Source organism: Streptomyces sp. L-9-10, from assembly GCF_004151105.1.
In the GTDB taxonomy this organism is placed as follows: domain Bacteria; phylum Actinomycetota; class Actinomycetes; order Streptomycetales; family Streptomycetaceae; genus Streptomyces.
The window spans coordinates 41,976-58,872 of sequence record NZ_PHRF01000064.1; the positions used below are offsets into that span (position 1 = coordinate 41,976).

General features: G+C 71.7%; 16 protein-coding genes. 10 read left to right on the forward strand and 6 right to left on the reverse strand.

Annotated features, from left to right (window positions below; genetic code table 11):
* Positions 1 to 108: 108 nt before the first annotated feature.
* A complete protein-coding gene (locus CU044_RS16970) occupies positions 109 to 555 on the forward strand; it encodes an ATP-binding protein (protein ID WP_240045656.1) in 447 nt (148 codons plus the stop codon).
* 16 nt (positions 556 to 571) lie between these two features.
* On the opposite strand, the gene CU044_RS16975 is transcribed toward CU044_RS16970, so the two are convergent.
* From CU044_RS16975 to CU044_RS38620, 3 genes are all read right to left on the reverse strand, one after another.
* The gene (locus CU044_RS16975; protein WP_129769468.1) at positions 572 to 1,225 is read right to left on the reverse strand and encodes a response regulator transcription factor; all 654 of its coding nucleotides are present in this window, start codon (positions 1,223 to 1,225) and stop codon (positions 572 to 574) included.
* A 4-nt stretch (positions 1,226 to 1,229) separates the two neighbouring features.
* The gene (locus CU044_RS16980; protein ID WP_129769469.1) at positions 1,230 to 2,711 is read right to left on the reverse strand and encodes a histidine kinase; all 1,482 of its coding nucleotides are present in this window, start codon (positions 2,709 to 2,711) and stop codon (positions 1,230 to 1,232) included.
* A gap of 125 nt (positions 2,712 to 2,836) precedes the next feature.
* Positions 2,837 to 4,111, reverse strand: a complete 1,275-nt coding sequence (locus CU044_RS38620; RefSeq protein ID WP_165371920.1) for a hypothetical protein — start codon at positions 4,109 to 4,111, stop codon at positions 2,837 to 2,839.
* 241 nt (positions 4,112 to 4,352) lie between these two features.
* Between CU044_RS38620 and CU044_RS16990 the strand changes: the two genes are divergently transcribed.
* A complete protein-coding gene (locus tag CU044_RS16990) occupies positions 4,353 to 4,790 on the forward strand; it encodes a helix-turn-helix domain-containing protein (RefSeq protein ID WP_129769471.1) in 438 nt (145 codons plus the stop codon).
* A gap of 29 nt (positions 4,791 to 4,819) precedes the next feature.
* Positions 4,820 to 5,176 carry a DUF4180 domain-containing protein gene (locus CU044_RS16995; protein ID WP_129769473.1) on the forward strand — a complete coding sequence of 119 codons (357 nt, stop codon included), beginning with the start codon at positions 4,820 to 4,822 and terminating at the stop codon, positions 5,174 to 5,176.
* 6 nt (positions 5,177 to 5,182) lie between these two features.
* On the opposite strand, the gene CU044_RS17000 is transcribed toward CU044_RS16995, so the two are convergent.
* A complete protein-coding gene (locus tag CU044_RS17000; RefSeq protein WP_129769474.1) occupies positions 5,183 to 5,833 on the reverse strand; it encodes a DUF1707 domain-containing protein in 651 nt (216 codons plus the stop codon).
* A 268-nt stretch (positions 5,834 to 6,101) separates the two neighbouring features.
* Here CU044_RS17000 and CU044_RS17005 point away from each other — a divergent pair, with 268 nt between their 5' ends.
* The 5 genes from CU044_RS17005 to CU044_RS17025 all read left to right on the forward strand — a co-directional run bounded on the left by CU044_RS17005 (position 6,102) and on the right by CU044_RS17025 (position 9,727).
* Positions 6,102 to 6,605 carry a pyridoxamine 5'-phosphate oxidase family protein gene (locus CU044_RS17005; protein ID WP_129769476.1) on the forward strand — a complete coding sequence of 168 codons (504 nt, stop codon included), beginning with the start codon at positions 6,102 to 6,104 and terminating at the stop codon, positions 6,603 to 6,605.
* Between the two features lie 196 nt (positions 6,606 to 6,801).
* Positions 6,802 to 7,005 (forward strand): cold-shock protein, encoded by a 204-nt coding sequence (locus CU044_RS17010; protein ID WP_015607926.1) that lies wholly within the window; start codon positions 6,802 to 6,804, stop codon positions 7,003 to 7,005.
* A 92-nt stretch (positions 7,006 to 7,097) separates the two neighbouring features.
* Complete coding sequence (locus CU044_RS17015) at positions 7,098 to 8,708, forward strand: DEAD/DEAH box helicase (RefSeq protein ID WP_129769478.1); 1,611 nt, start codon at positions 7,098 to 7,100, stop codon at positions 8,706 to 8,708.
* Between the two features lie 204 nt (positions 8,709 to 8,912).
* The gene (locus CU044_RS17020) at positions 8,913 to 9,302 is read left to right on the forward strand and encodes a ribonuclease domain-containing protein (RefSeq protein WP_129769480.1); all 390 of its coding nucleotides are present in this window, start codon (positions 8,913 to 8,915) and stop codon (positions 9,300 to 9,302) included.
* Positions 9,303 to 9,340: 38 nt separating this feature from the next.
* Positions 9,341 to 9,727, forward strand: coding sequence for a barstar family protein (locus CU044_RS17025; RefSeq protein WP_129769482.1), 387 nt, complete (start codon positions 9,341 to 9,343; stop codon positions 9,725 to 9,727).
* Between the two features lie 96 nt (positions 9,728 to 9,823).
* Here CU044_RS17025 and CU044_RS17030 read toward each other — a convergent pair whose 3' ends face one another.
* Both CU044_RS17030 and CU044_RS17035 read right to left on the reverse strand, forming a co-directional pair.
* Entirely contained in the window at positions 9,824 to 11,353 is a 1,530-nt protein-coding gene (locus CU044_RS17030; protein WP_129769484.1) for an ankyrin repeat domain-containing protein, read from the reverse strand.
* Positions 11,354 to 11,486: 133 nt separating this feature from the next.
* Complete coding sequence (locus tag CU044_RS17035; protein WP_129769485.1) at positions 11,487 to 12,389, reverse strand: hypothetical protein; 903 nt, start codon at positions 12,387 to 12,389, stop codon at positions 11,487 to 11,489.
* Positions 12,390 to 12,769: 380 nt separating this feature from the next.
* Between CU044_RS17035 and CU044_RS17040 the strand changes: the two genes are divergently transcribed.
* Positions 12,770 to 13,597 carry a serine protease gene (locus CU044_RS17040; protein ID WP_129769487.1) on the forward strand — a complete coding sequence of 276 codons (828 nt, stop codon included), beginning with the start codon at positions 12,770 to 12,772 and terminating at the stop codon, positions 13,595 to 13,597.
* Between the two features lie 160 nt (positions 13,598 to 13,757).
* The gene (locus CU044_RS17045; RefSeq protein ID WP_129769489.1) at positions 13,758 to 16,883 is read left to right on the forward strand and encodes an endo-alpha-N-acetylgalactosaminidase family protein; all 3,126 of its coding nucleotides are present in this window, start codon (positions 13,758 to 13,760) and stop codon (positions 16,881 to 16,883) included.
* Positions 16,884 to 16,897: the final 14 nt, after the last annotated feature.

Consider the following 16,897-nt stretch of genomic DNA (forward strand, 5'->3'; position numbering starts at 1 on the left):
GGCCACCCCTTCCCGACATTCAGACCGCCGAAGTGTGGCTATTCCGTTGGGAATTCAATAGATGCCGTGGGGTCTATTTCGCATGGCCAAAACGGAAAGGTGCTCACCATGGTGATGGAAGGCCGGCCGGACATCAGCCATCCCAACTCCCCCTACTACGGCTCCGTCGTACTGCGGTGGAGCCGTCATCCGAGTTGTGTCGGGCTCGCGCGGCTGGAGTTGCGCAAAGCGCTCGCCGGATGGGGGCTTTCCGCGCTGGAGGATTCGGCCGTGCTGATTCTTTCCGAGCTGCTCACCAATGCCGCCCGGCACGCCCGCGTATCTCCCGGACGCGAGATCGAGACCCGCTACGTACCGCGTCCCGACGGGCTCCGGATCGAGGTGCATGACGCGTCGTACGAGCAGCCGAGGCCCCGGGTGCCCGCGCCCGACGCCTGTGACGGGCGGGGGCTCGTCCTCGTGGAGGCGTTGGCCGATGTCTGGGGCGTCAGCGAGCGGAACGGGCCGGGGAAGATGGTCTGGGCGCACCTTTCGCTCCCGTCGGGGGTCTCGTAGACCTCCCCGGTCCGGCTCAGCGGTCGGCGAGCAGCTCCGCGTCGTGCGCCAGGACCGCCGCCTGGACGCGGTTGGCGCAGCCCGTGCTCGTCAGGATCCGGCTGATGTGCGCTTTGACCGTACTGGCGCTGAGATAGAGCTGATCGGCGATCTCCGCGTTCGACAGGCCCGTCCCGACCAGCCGCAGGACGTCCCGCTCGGCGGCGGTCAGTTTCTCCGTTCGGCGCCGGGCGTCCTGGGTGTCCTGGGTGGACCGTACGTGCCGTTCCATCAGCAGCCGCGTGATCCGGGGCGCCAGCACCGGTTCGCCGTTCGCGGCGAGCCGTACCGAGTGGATCAGCTCCGTGGGGCCGGTGTCCTTGAGCAGGAAGCCGTTCGCGCCGACCCGGAGGGAGCGCGTCACGCTCTGTTCCTCGCCGAAGGCCGTGAGCATCACCACGTGGGTGGCGGGCGAGATACGGGCGATCTCCTCCGCCGCGGCGATCCCGTCCCTGCCCGGCATCTGGATGTCGAGCAGCGCCACATCGATGGTCCGGTCCCGGCAGGCCGCGACGGCCTCGCGGCCGTCGGCCGCTTCGGCCACCACCTCGATGTCGTCCGCGTTCTCCAGGATCAGCCGGATGCCGGCGCGCATCAGCGTCTCGTCGTCGGCAATCAGGACTCGAATCACCTGTTCATCTTAGGACGGCCATGGTCAGGAGAAACATCAGGAACGCGGCCGTGGGCAGTACGACGAACGCCGCCGCGCAGCCCGCGCCCAACACTCTTGGCCAGGTGAGGACTTCCGACGACAGGGGAGGACGGGTTCCCGTGCGGACCGCTCCTCCCTGCCCCAGTGCTCCCAGCTCCCGTGCTCCCGGGCCGCTCGTCGCGGGCGGGGGGACGGCGGTCCGGGGCATCCCGTTCGGACGCGACGGCAGCAGCGCGGTCACCCGGAAGCCGCCGTCCCACAGCGGTCCCGCCATGAACGAACCCCCGAGCAGGGCGATCCGTTCCTCCAGGCCCACCAGCCCGCTGCGGTTCCCGGGCTGTGGGTGACGGCCCTCGCGCGGTGCCTCGTTGGTGACGGAGACCTCGATCCCGCCATTCCCCTTCCCGATCTCCACGCGCGTGGGCGCTCCGGACGCGTGCTTCAGTACGTTCGTCAGCCCCTCGCGGACCACGCGGTGTATCGACTGGCGTGTGCGCGGGCTCGGATCAGCGGTGTCGGGGACGGACCAGTCCAGCTCCACCGTGACACCCGCCCGCCGGGACTCGGCCACCAGGGCGCTGATGTCCTCGCGCGTCCCCCGGTCGCTGTCGGCCACCGAGGTGGCGTCCTCGCGCCGCAACAGGCCCAGGATGTCGCGGAGTTCCTCCATCGCCGTACCGGCCGTCGTACGCAACAGCTCGGCCTGGCCCGCCAGTGGCGGTGCCTGGCGCGCGGCCGCCATTTCCAGCGCCCCGGCGTGCACCGAGATCAGGCTGAGCCGGTGGCCCAGGAGGTCGTGCATCTCACCGGCGATCCGGGTACGTTCCTCCATCCGCGCCGCCGCCGCCGTCAGCGAACGGGCCTGCTCCAGATAGGCGTTGCGTTCCCGCAGCAGACTGACCAGGGGGCGGCGCCGCCCGAGCAGTGTCCCGGCGAGCGCGGGGAGCACGACGAGGAGAACGGCCGAGGCGGCGTTCCCCGCCAGGTGCTCCACCCAGGCGCCCGGCACGATCAGGCTTCCGCTGATCGTCAGCACGACGCACACCGCGCAGGCGATCCCCGCCGCGCGCCAGGCCCGGGGCGGCGCGATGCGGCGGGTGGCGGACAGCACGATCAGCGGTACCACCGCCAGCACCCAGACATTGGGGCCCACCAGCAACGGCCCCGTCCCCAGCACCGCCTGTACCGGACGGTATCGCCGCAGCGGCATCAGGCACGCCGCGTAGAGCGCCTCCAGTACGGCCAGTACCGGCCGGTCGGGCCGCACCAGCAACAGGGGGACCAGTCCGAGGGCGCCCGTCAGGACGACGGTCAGCGTCTCGGTGACGACGGTACGGCGCGGGGCCCGGCGCACGGCCGGCCATGCTCCCGCCGCCTCGTTCCGTACCGACCGTACGACCTGCGCCGTCCCGGACCTCGCGCGCGCCCAGGCCGCCCGCGCGGGCTTCGGTATCGGCCGCGACATGTCCATCCCTGCTCCCGCCCCTCGCTCGGACCTCTGTCCGGAGGACCTCCGGGCCGCAACGGTAGCCTCGGCCGGGACCGCCGGGCCGTCGGCCGGGGCCGCCGGGCGCCGTGTGGGCCGGCCCCTCACGCGCTCAGTCGCGGACCCAGATCCGCCTTCAGCGCGGTCGGGTCCACGCCGTGCGCGCGCAGCCGCCGCGAGACCGAGCCCTCCTCGTCGTCCGCCGCGTCATCGAGAAGCGCGGCCAGGAGGTGCACCGTTCCGGCCGAGGAGGCGTCGTGCTCGGCCGCGATGAGCCGGGCCGAGGCGACGGTCCGCTCGGCGGCGGCGGAGAGCGGCACCTCATCGGGTACGGGGGAGGGTTCGGCGGCGAGGGCGGACAGGGCGAGCGCCTCCGGCCGTACTCCATGCCTGTGCAGCAGATCCGCGGCCCCGTTGGTGGCCGCGACCCTGTCCGGCAGTGACCGTCCGGCGAGGGACAGCGCCCGGTCCAGGGCCAGGACGGCCAGCAGCAGATCGACCGGCTCCGCCGCGCTCCGTCCGCACCGTACGGCCTGGCGACCCGCCTCGACGGTCACCGCGAACAGCATGGACGTGCCGTCGCCGGGGTGCTGGGTCGTCCATGCCATCACCTTGCGCGCCAGCCAGTTGCTCCGGTCCTCCAGCAGCCCGGCCCGGCGCAGGACGGTGGCGGCGTGGGAGAGCGGGCGATCGGTCGCGGACGTGCCCGTCGACTCCCGCGAGTCGCGTGCGTCCAGCGCGTCCAGTGCGGCGTACGCGGCGGTCCGGTCCAGCCGCCGCAGCGCGTAGGCTTCCCGCGCCCTGCTGTCGGGGAGGTCGAGCAGGGCACGGGCGACATGGCGGGCGTACACACCGGGGGACGCTTCCAGGCGGGCGAGCCCGAGGGCGAGGAAGAGGCAGGCGCGCAGGGCCCCGGACGGCTCGGGCCATTCCTGGTCGCCCCGGGTGACCGTGTCTGCCGTCTCGGCCGCCTTCGCGGACTCTGCCGCCTTCGCCGGCTCCGCTGCCTCCGCCGTCTTGGGGGCCTTCGTCGTCTTCCGGGCGCGCAACGCGGTCTGCCACTGCGCGACGCGCCACGCGGCGGCGACCTCGTGCTCATCGGCGGGTTCGCCCGACGTCTCGTCGTCGTGGTCGTCGCTCGCCCAACCGACCCCCGCCCGGCCGCGGATCAGTCCGCTCAGCGCACCGGCCTGCCGCATGCCGGGGGCGATCGCCTCGCCGGCCGCCGAGTCGCCCATGACCAGGGTGGAGAGCAGGTCTTCCGTGCCCACGGTCCGCGACTCGCACGTGACCGCGCGCTGAATCGTCTCCACGAGGAGTTCGCTGACATCGGTCTCGAACTCGGTGGTCACGGAGGCGAGTTGTGGGTGGTTCTCCATCGGGCGATTCCCCTCGGGTGCGACTGCGGGTGTGACTGCGGGTGCGACTGCGGATGTGGCGGCTGATCCGTTCGCGAACGACGCTAGGCGTCCGCCCCGTACCGGCGCATCGGCCGACCGGCCACGCGCGCGGTCCGATCGGCCACAGTCGCCGGCCGATCGGAAAACGCCCCTAAACTTCCCTGAAGGGTGTCGGTGGAGTGGTAGTTTAGGTGCGGATAGGGAAGAAGGGCTGGAGTCATTGCCACAGCAGTACTACTCGGTGGACCAGGTGGCGGAGCTGCTGGACCTGCACGTACGAACGGTGCGCGGCTACGTACGGGACGGTCGGCTGGCCGCGACCCGCATCGGCAAGCAGTACCGGATCGCGCGTGAGGACCTGGAGGCGTTCACCGGCCGGCCGGTGCCCTCTTCCGCGCCCTCCGCCGACCGGGGCGGGCGCCATGCCGAGGCATCCGTCATCGTGCGGATCGACGCGATCGGCCCCGAGGCGACCATCCGTCTGACGAACACGGTCATGGCCGCCATCGCGCACGGCCAGGACGGCGGGGAGCGGCTGCGCGTCGAGACGGTCTACGACGAGGAACGGGCCGTGCTGAAGGTCATCATCCTGGGCGGCCTGGACAGCACCGCCGAACTGCTCAAGATCATCAACGCCCTGACCGGGCAACCGGAATAAACCGGAATGAAAAGGAACAGGAAGCCGGAATGATCGAACACATCCATGGCGTACCCGTCTTCCTCTGCGCTCCCGACGGAGATCCGGTGCGCGGCGAGCGTGAGGCGCTTGACCTCATCGGTGACGCGCACTACCTCGGCGCCGCCTGGGTCGTGATCCCGGCCGTCCGGTTCGAGGACGCCTTCTTCCAGCTGCGCACCCGCGTCGCAGGCGACATCGTCCAGAAGTTCGCCAACTACCGGCTGCGCCTCGCCGTCGTCGGCGACATCGCGCGGCACACGGCCGACAGCGCCGCGCTGCGGGACTTCGTCCGTGAGAGCAATCGCGGCACACAGCTGTGGTTCGTCCCCGACATGGAGACCCTGGGCGCCCGCCTCGGCTCGTAGCGCCGCTCAGGTGGCGCGACCAGACGGCGGTTTGCGCAGCAGCCACTGTCCGAACGTCCGGCGTGGAGGCCGCACCACGACGCGGCCGAAGCTCTTGTTGCCGACCAGCTCCACTCGCAGTGTGACCGGCGTACCGGGGGCCCGGGTCTGACGGATCTTGAGCCTGCTGTGCTCCAGTCGCAGGGCGTCGGCGTCGACCACGATGCCCTGCGTCGTCACCAGCGTCAGGTTCTTGCCGCGCATGTCCACGTCGATCCGCAAGGTGTCCTGCGTGATCACCGCCTGAGTGAAGTCGAGCGTCACCTCGCACCACTCCGCCGCCAGCTCCAGCCTCCTCGGCACCACCCACTGCCCGGCCCGTTCGACCGAGCTGAACCGCTGGTCGATCCGGAGTACGTCCTTGACCTCCGCCATGGCCGCGCCGGTCGAGGCCGAGACGGGCGGCAGATCGACGGTGAGTGCCGCGAGTTCGCCGAGGGTCCGCGCCGACAGGGCGGTCTCCAGGCGCTCGTCCAGCTCGTCCGAGGTCAGCCGGCCGTCTCCCGCCGCGATGCGCAGCACGTCCACCACTCGGTCCCGGTCCGCGTGGGAGGCCCGCAGCGCGGGCGACGAGCCGGGGCCGGAGCGCTTCCCGGTGGGCGAGATCTCCTGCGACATGCATCCGTCCCGGTCTGTCGAAGGTCTTCGCGTGAAGGGTCTTCGGGTGATGCGGCCGACGGTACGACCGGAGCACTAACGCTATATCGCGACATGGGTCGCGGCCAACCCCCGTCGAGGTCGTGATCCCCGGCGGCGGCACCCGGATGTTCGTGGCACGCGGGCCGTGAAAAGTGGGCGGACCGTAAGAAGGCGGGTGGACCGTAAGAAGGCGGGTGGGCCGTAAAAGGCGACAGAAGATGTCCGGTATCCCGTGTTGGCTGGGCGCATGACATTCACCTGGGCCGATTTCGTCTCGGCGGAGCCGCGCTTCGCCGAGACCGTTCAGCGGCGATTCGAGCAGCACGTCCACCATGTCCTCGCGACCCTCCGCAAGGACGGCTCCCCGCGCCTGACAGGGCTCGAAGTCACCTTCCGATTCGGGGAGTTGTGGCTCGGCATGATGCCCAATTCGCTGAAAGCGCTCGATCTGGCGCGCGACCCGCGCTTCGCCCTGCACGCGAATCCGGGCGAGGGCAGCGAGATGGCCGACGGTGACGCCAAAATCGCCGGGCGGGCGGTCGAGATCACGGACGAGGAGACGCTCGTGCGGTTCGCGGCGGAGGTCGAACCTCCGCTTCCGTTCCATCTCTTCCGGGTGGACCTCGGTGAGGTGGTGTGGACCGGGCTGGACGGAGAGGACCTGGTCATGCGGATCTGGCGGCCGGACCGGCCGCTGCGCACCGTACGGCGCGGGTCCGGCGAGGGTCCGCCCCGGGAGGATCAGGGGTGATCGTTGCGCGGGCGCCGGGGCGTGCTAGGCTGACAGCGTTGCAGTTTTGGTACCCATGAACTTTATGTGCGCCTGACGGGAATGTTCCTCAGGCGCATTATTGTTTTTGCCGGCTTCTCCGGATGGGGCTCAATGCGGCGACGAGGAATCCGTAAAGTGCGGATTTCCGGCTCTGCACCTGTTTTAGGAGAATGACATGGCTACTGGCACCGTGAAGTGGTTCAACTCGGAAAAGGGCTTCGGCTTCATTGAGCAGGACGGCGGCGGCGCCGACGTCTTCGCCCACTACTCGAACATCGCCACCCAGGGCTTCCGTGAGCTCCAGGAGGGCCAGAAGGTCTCGTTCGACGTCACGCAGGGCCAGAAGGGCCCGCAGGCGGAGAACATCGTCCCGGCCTAATTTCCGGACGTGTACCTCGCAGCCGGGGCCCGCACCGTGCAGGTGCGGGTCCCGGCTCGCGCTGTTCTCAGGCCCAGGAAGGCTTTTTCCGAATGACTCGTTCCGAACGCCCGGCTCGCGCTGCCCGCCCCGCCGGCAAGCGCCCGGTGAACTCCCGCGCGAAGGCGCCCGCGAAGGGCTCGGCGAAGCCGGCCGCCCGCCGCCCCGCCGCGCGCCCGCAGGAGTTCACGCTGCCGGAGACCCTGACCCCCGCGCTGCCCGCCGTCGAGGCGTTCGACGAGCTGGACATGCCCGCAGGACTGCTCAAGACGCTCACCGCGCAGGGCGTGACCACCCCGTTCCCCATTCAGGGCGCGACGCTCCCCAACTCCCTCGCGGGCCGCGACATCCTGGGCCGTGGACGCACCGGCTCCGGCAAGACGCTCGCCTTCGGGCTGGCGCTGCTCGCCCGTACGGCAGGCCGGCGCGCCGAACCGCGCGCCCCGCTCGCGCTGGTGCTCGTACCCACGCGTGAGCTGGCGCAGCAGGTGACCGACGCGCTGACCCCGTACGCCACCGCCGTCAATCTGAAGCTGACGACGGTCGTCGGCGGGCTCTCGATCAGCAAGCAGGCCGGGTCGCTGCGGCGCGGCGCCGAGGTGCTCGTCGCGACCCCGGGCCGGCTGAAGGACCTCATCGAGCGCGGCGACTGCCGGCTCGACCAGGTGTCGATCACCGTGCTCGACGAAGCCGACCAGATGGCCGACATGGGCTTCATGCCGCAGGTCACCGCGCTGCTCAAGCAGGTCGAGCCGGACGGGCAGCGGATGCTGTTCTCGGCGACGCTGGACAAGAACATCGACCGGCTCGTACGGCAGTACCTGACGGACCCGGTCGTGCACTCCGTCGACCCGTCGCAGGGCGCGGTCACGACGATGGAGCACCATGTGCTCTACGTCCTGGACGAGACGGACAAGAAGGAAGTCACCACGCGGATCGCGGCGCGCGACGGCCGTGTGCTGCTCTTCCTGGACACCAAGCGGTCGGTGGACCGGCTGGTCAAGCGGCTGCTGGCGAGCGGCGTACGGGCCTCGGGGCTGCACGGCGGCCGTTCGCAGCCGCAGCGCAACCGGACGCTGGAGCAGTTCAAGAACGGACTGGTCACCTGCCTCGTCGCGACGAACGTCGCGGCCCGCGGCATCCATGTCGACGATCTCGACCTGGTCGTGAACGTCGACCCGCCGGTCGACCACAAGGACTATCTGCACCGCGGCGGACGCACCGCGAGGGCGGGGGAGTCCGGCAGTGTCGTGACGCTCGTACTGCCCGAGCAGCGGCGCGAGATGACCCGGCTGATGTCGGACGCGGGGATCGCTCCCCGGTCCGCGCGGATCAAGTCCACGGACGAGGAACTGGCGACGCTCACCGGCGCGCGGGTGCCCTCCGGGGTGGCCGTCACCATCGAGGTGCCGCAGCAGCCGGTCCAGGCGAAGCCGAAGACGCGCGCGTCGCGCCCGGCCAGGAAGAACACCGGCGGGGGCGCGGGCGGCGGCGCGGCCGGTGGTACGGGCGGAGGCTCGGGCGCCGGCGGCGGCGCGACCCGCTCGGGCACCGGGGGCGGCGCGACCCGCCTCGGCGGCGCCTCGCGCGGCAGCCGTGGCAGCCGGGGCCGTCGCGGCCGTCCTGACCGCGGCGCCGAGGGCGGTCGCCGCACCGCGGCCTGACGCCCGGCAGGTCCGCGAACGACGAGGTCCACGTACGAAGAACGGAAGCCCGGTACCGCGCTCGGCGCGGCGCCGGGCTTCCGCGCGTCCGGGGCCGCGCGGGGTGTACGGGATGCTACGGAGACGGGCCGGTTGGTTAACTTCCCGGAAACTCCACACAGTTGGCATTGACGTGTACGCGTCTACGCGCGTCATCATGGGGCCATGCGAATTCCCCCACGGATCGCCACCCTCGGTGGCATCGCCGCTCTGGTCTCGACCCTCCTCGTCGGCGGAGTCACCGCCACCGCCACCGCCGCCCCCACCGCGGTCGGCAGCATCTGCTACTCCCGGCTGCCTGTTCAGGCCCACGACACCCTCGACCTCATCGACCAGGGCGGGCCGTACCCGTACCCGCAGGACGGCGGTGTCTTCCAGAACCGGGAAGGCATCCTGCCGAGCCAGTCGAACGGCTACTACCACGAGTACACCGTCAAGACGCCCGGCTCCTCGAACCGCGGCGCGCGCCGCATCGTCACGGGCAACCGGAACAACGAGGACTACTACACCGCCGACCACTACGCGTCGTTCTCCCTCGTCAACTACAGCTGCTGACCGGTCGTCGACCGGAACCGGAAGGTAACCTCCGTCCCATGACGGTGACATATGTGATCGACGGGGCGGAGGTCACCGGCCTCGAACGCTTCTGGCAGGTGATCGGCGCGGCCGTGAACGGGCCGGGCGGGTACTTCGGGAGCAATCTCGACGCGCTCGCCGACTGTCTGCGCGGCGGGTACGGAACGCCGGACGACGGCGACTTCGTCATCGAATGGCGGCGGCACGAACTCTCGCGCCGCGCACTCGGCCAGGAGGAGACCGTGCGTACGCTCCAGCGGCGGCTGGAGCGTACGCACCCCGACAACAGGGCCGCCGTCCAGGCGCGGCTGGACGCTGTCCGGGCGGGCGGCGGTCCGACCGTCTTCGACGAACTGGTGCGACTGATCGAGGAAGAGGCGCCCGGGGTGCTCCGGCTGCTCTGACTCCGGCTTCTCCGGCTCCGGGTCGTCCGGCTCGGGCTCCTTTGATTCCGGGGCGTCCGACTCCTGGGCCCTGGGCTCCGGCTTCTTCGCTCGTTCTCAGCGGCGGCGCGGGAGTGTCCGCTCCAGGCGCCGTCGCTCCGGGCCGTGCGGTACGTACCGCACGGCCTCCACCGCTGTCCTGCGCGCGTATCCCTCCGGGTCCCCGTCGCCGAGGATCCGGGCCAGCGCCTCGACCGCGCGTGGATCGCGGCGGGCCGCCAGCCCCTTGGCCGACTCGGCGGCCGTGTTCGCGTCCGGGTCGTCCAGCCGGGCCGCCAGCGCCTCGCGCAGCTCGCGCGTGTCCGCGTCCACGCCCGCCAGCGCCACGGCCGCGCGGTGTCTGACCGACGCGTCCGTGTCCCTGCTCAGCAGCGTCAGTGCCCACACCGCGTCGTGGTCGTCGCCCGGTACGAGCCCGGTCAGCGCGAGGGCCGCCCGGCGCCGTACCCCGGCGTCGGGGTGGCCCGTGTGGCGCAGGATCTCCGGGAGCGCGGCCGGGTCGCCGTACTGGCCGAGCGCCACCACGACCGCGCGGACCAGCTCAGGCTCCACGGCCCGCCGGGACAGTTCGCGCAGCAGCGGCACCGCGCGGGCGGCGAACGGACTCTCCCCGTCCGCCGCGCCCAGCCGCGCCAGCACATCGGCGGCGAAGGCCCGCCGCAGCGGCTCGTCGCCCGCGCACCACGCGGCGGCGGCCTGGAACGTCTCCTCGTCACCGCGCCGCCACAGCGCGGACACCGACTCCGTCCAGTCGTCCCTGCCGGGGTCCCCGCAGCGCAGCGCCCGCGCCGCCAGCTCCTCGTACGGCGTCGCCAGGCCCAGTTCCGTTTCGAGTATCGTCGCGACGGCCGCGTGCCCGGTCTGCTGCTCGCGGCCGGCCACCGGCTCGCCGTCCCTGAGCAGTTCAACGACGACGGTCTCCGAGCCGTCCTCCTCGATCCGGCGCGTCACCGTCTCGTAACCGTCGCCGTACGCGCTCAGCAGCCCGGTGCGCAGCTCCTGTTCCACATCGCGGGTGAGCCAGCGCCGGGCCTCGGCGAGCGCCGCGTCGCGCGTCCGGGCGTACACGCCGTCGGGCGCGCCCGCGCCGTAGCGGAGCAGGACCCGCACGGCGGGCGCGGAGCCGCGGCGGGCGGCCAGCAGCAGCGGCGGTTCGCCGCCGGGGCCCGGCAGATCGGGGTCGGCGCCGTACTCCAGCAGCGCTTCGACCGTGTCCGCGAAGCCCTGCACGACCGCCCAGGAGACCGCGGTGAAGCCGAACTCCTCGCGGCCGTCGGGCGGGGCGCCGGCCGCGAGGAGGGCGCGGACCACCTCGGTGTGCCCGCCGCAGGCCGCCCCGCACAGCGGCAGATCACCGCCGTCCCGGCCGCTCGCCCGGCGGGGGTCGGCGCCCGCCGTGAGCAGCAGGCGTACGAGCCCCGGTTCGTCGCTGACCGCCGCGCGGTAGAGGATCGTTTCGCCGTCCCCGTCGGTCGACTCGGCGGAGACTCCGGCGCGGAGCAGCCGTACCACCGAGTCGTCGGCGCCACCGCCCACCGCCGTGAACAGTTCGTCGACGCCCGTGCCCGCTGTCGGCTCATTCGTCATGCTTCGACCCTACGTTCGCCGGGGACGCACCGTCGCCCGGGATACGCGGCGGCCAGGTTCCGGCCCGGTTCTGGCCCGGTCCGCCCGGTAAACGGGGTGCGGGACACGGGGTGCGGGCAGGCGGCCCGTCCGCTCAGGTGTCGCAGTCCAGCACGCTCGCGCACAGTCCGCACCGCGCCCGCACCCGGCCGCGGACCGGCACCCGGATGCGCTGGAGGCAGGTGGGGCAGGGGAACGAGACGCGCAGACCGTCCGCCAGATGCTCGAAGGCGTACGGCACGTACGGCGCGACGGGGGCGGTCGCGGCGCCCGGGTTCTCCAGCGCGTAGCGGCGGTCCTTGGCGTAGCGGTGCCGGCCCGACCAGCCGGCGGTGGTCAGCGGCGGCTGCTGCTCGTCACGCAGCGACTGCGCCCGGCCCTTCGTATACGACGTGTAGCCCTGCGGGCTGGTGAACCAGATCCGCGGGTCCTCGTCGAAGACGAGCGCGCGCTTGGCCAGGACGTAGCCGAACTCCTCGGGGGTGAGATAACCGAGTTTCTGGCTGGAATCGCGGTCTTCGCGGTAGGCGTCCAGAAGGAGCCAGCCGGCGCCCAGATAGGTCGTGGCGGTGTCGGTGAGGATCTCGTTGTCGTGGGTGCCGGGGAAGGAGAGACCGAGGCGATGCAGCAGGACATGGGTGATCTCGTGGGCGAGCGCGGCGCCGATGTCCCTGCGGTGGGTGCGGAATCGGTTGTTCAGCTCGATGAAGTACTCCGGCCCGGCGGTCAGCTCGACGTTCGCCGCCTGCTTCATGTCGCGGAAGCTCACGATCACCCGTGCGTCCGGCAGCCGCAGCTGCTGGACCAGGGCGTGGGCCACGCGCTGAGTGCCCAGGTAGAGATCGTCCACGTCGGAGAAGGCGACATCGGCCGGGGCGACGCTGGCGGCGTACGCGCGGATTCCGTCGGCCGAGAGCCGCCGGTAGAGCGCCGTGATGGCCGCGCGCGCCGTGTCGAGGTGCGGATAGCCGTGCTGGACCTCGCCGCCGTTCGTCACGTCCGTACCCCCTGCGTCCCGCGGTCCCGCGTCCGAGTCCTCCCGCGCGGGACGGCCGAGCCCGCTCGCGTCAACTCTACGGGGACACGCCGGGCGCCGGAGGGGCACGCCCGGCGGGTGCGTCCGATCAGCGGACGGCGCGTCTGACGGGCGGACGGCGCGTCTGATCGGTGGACGGCGCGTCCGGTCAGGGAACGCGCCGTCCGGTCAGAGGACAGTGGCCGACGGATGGCCCTGCCGAGTGGCTGAAAGCAGGTTCTTGTGGCGCGGCTTATCCCCTCCGCATAATCCGGATCACGCTTTCTTGTCGGGCCCATGTCAGCGACTCGCAACGCGCGTTGATCCAAGCCCGCCTTGAGCGCGAATCCCTCAAACCCCCCATGAAAGGCAGACCGTTGAGCATTCTGGGTGTCCTCAAGAGAACCGCCGCCGCCGGCGCGGTCGTGCTCGCCGCCATCAGCCTCCAGCCGTCCTCCGCTTCCGCCGCGCCCGCGCCGGTCGCGCCCAAGACCCAGGCCGCGGCGCCGCTCGCACCTCCCGTCGTCGGCGGCACCCGCGCCGCCCAGGGCGAATTCCCCTTCATGGTCCGGCTCTCCATGGGCTGTGGTGGCGCGCTGTACTCCCCGACCGTCGTGCTGACCGCCGCGCACTGTGTGAGCGGATCCGGTAACAACACCAGCATCACCGCCACCGCCGGTGTCGTCGACCTCCAGAGCTCCAGCGCCATCAAGGTCAAGTCCACCAAGGTTCTCCAGGCCCCCGGCTACAACGGCGCGGGCAAGGACTGGGCGCTGATCAAGCTCGCCGCGCCCATCAACCTGCCGACGCTGAAGATCGCCACCACCACGCAGTACAACACCGGCAACTTCACCGTCGCCGGCTGGGGTGCGGCCACCGAGGGCGGCGCCCAGCAGCGCTACCTCCTCAAGGCCACCGTCCCGTTCGTCTCCGACGCCAGCTGCAACTCGTCGTACGGCGGCGAGATCATAACGGGCGAGGAGATCTGCGCCGGGTTCGCCCAGGGCGGCACGGACACCTGCCAGGGTGACTCGGGCGGTCCGATGTTCCGCAAGGACAGCGCCGGAGCCTTCATCCAGGTCGGCATCGTGAGCTGGGGCAACGGCTGCGCCCGGCCCAACTACCCCGGTGTCTACACCGAGGTCTCGACCTTCGCCTCCCAGATCGCCTCGGCCGCGTCGACTCTCTGACGTGACGTCGTAGGACCTCAGGGCGGGGCAGGTGGCTGGACGCGTTAGTCCAACATCTGCCCCGCCTTTGTCCATGGGCGCGCTCGCACCTCGCGACGGAGATTGACGTGCACGGATCCCCGCATCCGTCCGTCGAATCCGTGAACGAAGAGGAGCGAGCGTGTCCGTCAACGCAGCAGACCGAGGCCCCCGCCGCAGAACCGTCGTCGCCGCCACCGCACTCGCGGGCGCCGGCGTCGCTCTCGGCGCGTCCCCCAGCCTGGCTTCCGGCCCGTCTCCGTCCGGCGGGGCACGGGAGACCGTGCTGCGCTCCCGGGAGCTGGAGGTACGGGTCGACAGCGGCTTCCCGCGCGTCGTCTCGTACACCGGCCGGGAGACCGGCGCCCTGCTGTACGGGCAGCGCGACCCGGTCACCTCGGTACGGATCGACGGTACGGACCACACCCCGGCGGTGCGCACCCGGAACGCGCGCAACGGGAGCGGCCGGATCGCGTACACCCTCGCCTTCGACGGCGGCACCGAGATCGACGTCGAGATCACGGTCTCCGGATGGCGCGTCGACTGGCGGGTCACCCGGATCGCCGACACGCCCGCCCTGCGCGTCGGCACCCTGGAACTGCCCGAGCTGGCGCTGCTGTCCGTACGCTCCGACCAGCCCGGCGCCGTACTGCTCACCGCGCGTGTCGAACTGGACAAGGCCAAGAGCGGCGACACGCTGACCGCGATCAGCGGCGACACCCCGGAACGCGCTCCGGCGGGCTGTGCCTACGCCGTCGTCGTGCACGACCGGCTCGGCGGCGCGGTCGAGACCAACACCGTCTACGACCGGCCCGCCGACACGCCGGGCGCCGCCTGGGACAACGGCCGGCTGTGGCACCGCGTCGTGCGCGCCGACGACGGGGTGACGGAAGGGCGGCTGCGGTGCGGGCAGTGGACCCACCGCGCGGCCGACTCCCCCGTGGAGGCCACCGAACCGCTGCCGTACGCCACGGTCATCGTCACCGGTACACGTGACGACGCGGGCGCGGGCGGAGCCGGCCGCGCCGTCGACTGGCAGGACGCGGCCACCGCCTTCCGCGACATCATGGTCAGCCCGCTCGGCGCCGACCGGCAGCATCTGCGGGTCGTCCCGCACATCCCGTTCAACTTCGCCAGCCAGGCCACCAACCCGTTCCTCGCCACCCTCGACCAGGTCAAGCGGATCTCGCTGGCCACCGACGGGCTGCGGCAGTACACCCTGCTCAAGGGCTACCAGTCGGAGGGCCACGACTCGGCGCACCCCGACTACGCGGGCAACTACAACCAGCGCGCCGGCGGCCTCGACGACCTCAACACCCTGGTCAGGGAGGGCAAGAAGTGGCAGTGCGACTTCGGCGTGCATGTCAACGCCACCGAGTCCTACCCCGTCGCCCACGCCTTCTCCGAAACGCTCGTGGACAAGAACGACCCGCAGTGGGACTGGCTCGACCAGAGCTACCGCATCGACGCCCGCCGCGATCTGGTCTCCGGTGACATCATCAAGCGCTTCCAGGACCTGCGCGACCAGACCGACCCCGCGCTGAACACCCTCTACATCGACGTCTTCAAGGAGTCCGGCTGGAACTCCGACCGGCTCCAGCGCGCGCTGCGCGAACAGGGCTGGCAGATCACCACGGAATACGGCCACGGCCTGGAGCGCTCGTCGCTCTGGACGCACTGGGCGACCGAGACCGACTACGGCTCCGCCGACACCTCCCGGGGCGTCAACTCCCGGCTGATCCGGTTCATCCGCAACCACCAGAAGGACGTCTTCGCCGACAAGTGGCCGACGCTGCTCGGCATCCCGCGGATGGGCGGCTTCGAGGGCTGGGTCGGCAAGACCGACTGGACGGCCTTCTACCAGCTGATCTGGACCCATTCCCTGGCCGCGAAGTACCTCCAGGCGTATCCGATCGCGCGCTGGAGCGAGCACGAGATCCGCTTCTCAGGACCGACGCGGACGGTCGTCTCCGACGCGGACGGCACCCGCCGCATCACGACCGACGGACGGGTCGTGTACGAGGGCGGACGCTATCTGCTGCCCTGGGAACCGCGCCGGGCGACCGACCCGGACAAGCTCTACCACTACAACCCGGCGGGCGGCAGCAGCGACTGGCGGCTGCCGCGCGGCTGGGCGGGGCTGTCGCGAGCGGCCCTCTACCGGCTCACCGACCAGGGCCGGGTCCATGTGCGCGACATACCGGTACGGGGCGGCCGGGTCACGCTCGACGCCGAGGCGGGGCAGCCGTACGTGCTGTACCGGAGCCGGGCCGGGCGGAAGCCCGCGGACCCGGACTGGGGCCAGGCCACCCCGCTGCACGACCCGGGCTTCCACTCCGGCTCACTGGACGGCTGGACGGTCAGCGGCCCGGCGACCGTGGAACGCAGCGCCCTCGGCGACTACGAGCTGGTGATCGGCGCGGGCGCGGAGGCGGCGGCCGGCCAGCGTCTGGAGCGGCTCGCGCCCGGCACATACGCGGCGTCCGTACAGGTCGAGGTGGGGGAGACGGCCGGGCTCCGGCGCAGGGCCGCCCTGGAGGTCCGTACCGCCGACGGCGTCACGGCCGTGAACTGGACCGACGTCTCCACCGCGGCGAACTACGTCGCCGCCGACCGTAAGCACGGCACCCGCTTCCAGCGGATGTTCACCCACTTCACGGTCCCGGAGGGCGGCGGCCCGGTCCGGCTCACGCTGCGGGCGGCGGCGGGCGGCGCGCGGGTGCGGTTCGACAACGTACGGATCGTCCGCGCGCGGCCCACCGTCAAGCCGGGCACGCTGGCCTTCGAGGACTTCCAGAACGTGCCACAGGGATGGGGCGTCTTCGTGAAGGGCGACGCCGGAGCCGTCACCGACCCGCGTACGCATATCGCGCAGCGGCACGCGCCGTTCACCCAGCGAGGCTGGAACGGCAAGGCGATCGACGATGTCGTCGACGGCACCGAATCGCTCAAGTCCCGTGGCGAGAACGGGGGAGTGGTCTACCGGACCGTCCAGCACACCGTCCGCTTCGAGCCGGGGCGGCGCTACCGGGTCTCGTTCCGGTACGAGAACGAGAAGGCGGGCCAGTACGCCTGGGTCACGGCCGTGGACGAGCCGGAGGCGCGGGAGCTGACGCGTGAGGACCTGCCCGTCGCGACCGGACCGGCCGTGCTGAGTTACGAGTTCACCGCGCCGGAGCGGGGCGAGGCGTGGGTGGGGCTGCGCAAGACGGGCGGCGACGGGAAGGCGGAGTTCGTGCTCGACGCGTTCGAGGTGCGGGAGGCGTAGGGAGCGGAGAAGGG

What these genes read in the sequence shown, in the direction of transcription:
- CU044_RS17005 (WP_129769476.1), top strand. Translation starts at nt 6,102, where the DNA reads ATGACATTCACCTGGGCCGATTTCGTCTCGGCGGAGCCGCGCTTCGCC.
- CU044_RS16980 (WP_129769469.1), bottom strand. Translation starts at nt 2,711, where the DNA reads ATGTCGCGGCCGATACCGAAGCCCGCGCGGGCGGCCTGGGCGCGCGCG.
- CU044_RS17020 (WP_129769480.1), top strand. Translation starts at nt 8,913, where the DNA reads ATGCGAATTCCCCCACGGATCGCCACCCTCGGTGGCATCGCCGCTCTG.
- CU044_RS16995 (WP_129769473.1), top strand. Translation starts at nt 4,820, where the DNA reads ATGATCGAACACATCCATGGCGTACCCGTCTTCCTCTGCGCTCCCGAC.
- CU044_RS17030 (WP_129769484.1), bottom strand. Translation starts at nt 11,353, where the DNA reads ATGACGAATGAGCCGACAGCGGGCACGGGCGTCGACGAACTGTTCACG.
- CU044_RS17040 (WP_129769487.1), top strand. Translation starts at nt 12,770, where the DNA reads ATGAAAGGCAGACCGTTGAGCATTCTGGGTGTCCTCAAGAGAACCGCC.
- CU044_RS16970 (WP_240045656.1), top strand. Translation starts at nt 109, where the DNA reads ATGGTGATGGAAGGCCGGCCGGACATCAGCCATCCCAACTCCCCCTAC.
- CU044_RS38620 (WP_165371920.1), bottom strand. Translation starts at nt 4,111, where the DNA reads ATGGAGAACCACCCACAACTCGCCTCCGTGACCACCGAGTTCGAGACC.
- CU044_RS17000 (WP_129769474.1), bottom strand. Translation starts at nt 5,833, where the DNA reads ATGTCGCAGGAGATCTCGCCCACCGGGAAGCGCTCCGGCCCCGGCTCG.
- CU044_RS17010 (WP_015607926.1), top strand. Translation starts at nt 6,802, where the DNA reads ATGGCTACTGGCACCGTGAAGTGGTTCAACTCGGAAAAGGGCTTCGGC.
- CU044_RS17025 (WP_129769482.1), top strand. Translation starts at nt 9,341, where the DNA reads ATGACGGTGACATATGTGATCGACGGGGCGGAGGTCACCGGCCTCGAA.
- CU044_RS17015 (WP_129769478.1), top strand. Translation starts at nt 7,098, where the DNA reads ATGACTCGTTCCGAACGCCCGGCTCGCGCTGCCCGCCCCGCCGGCAAG.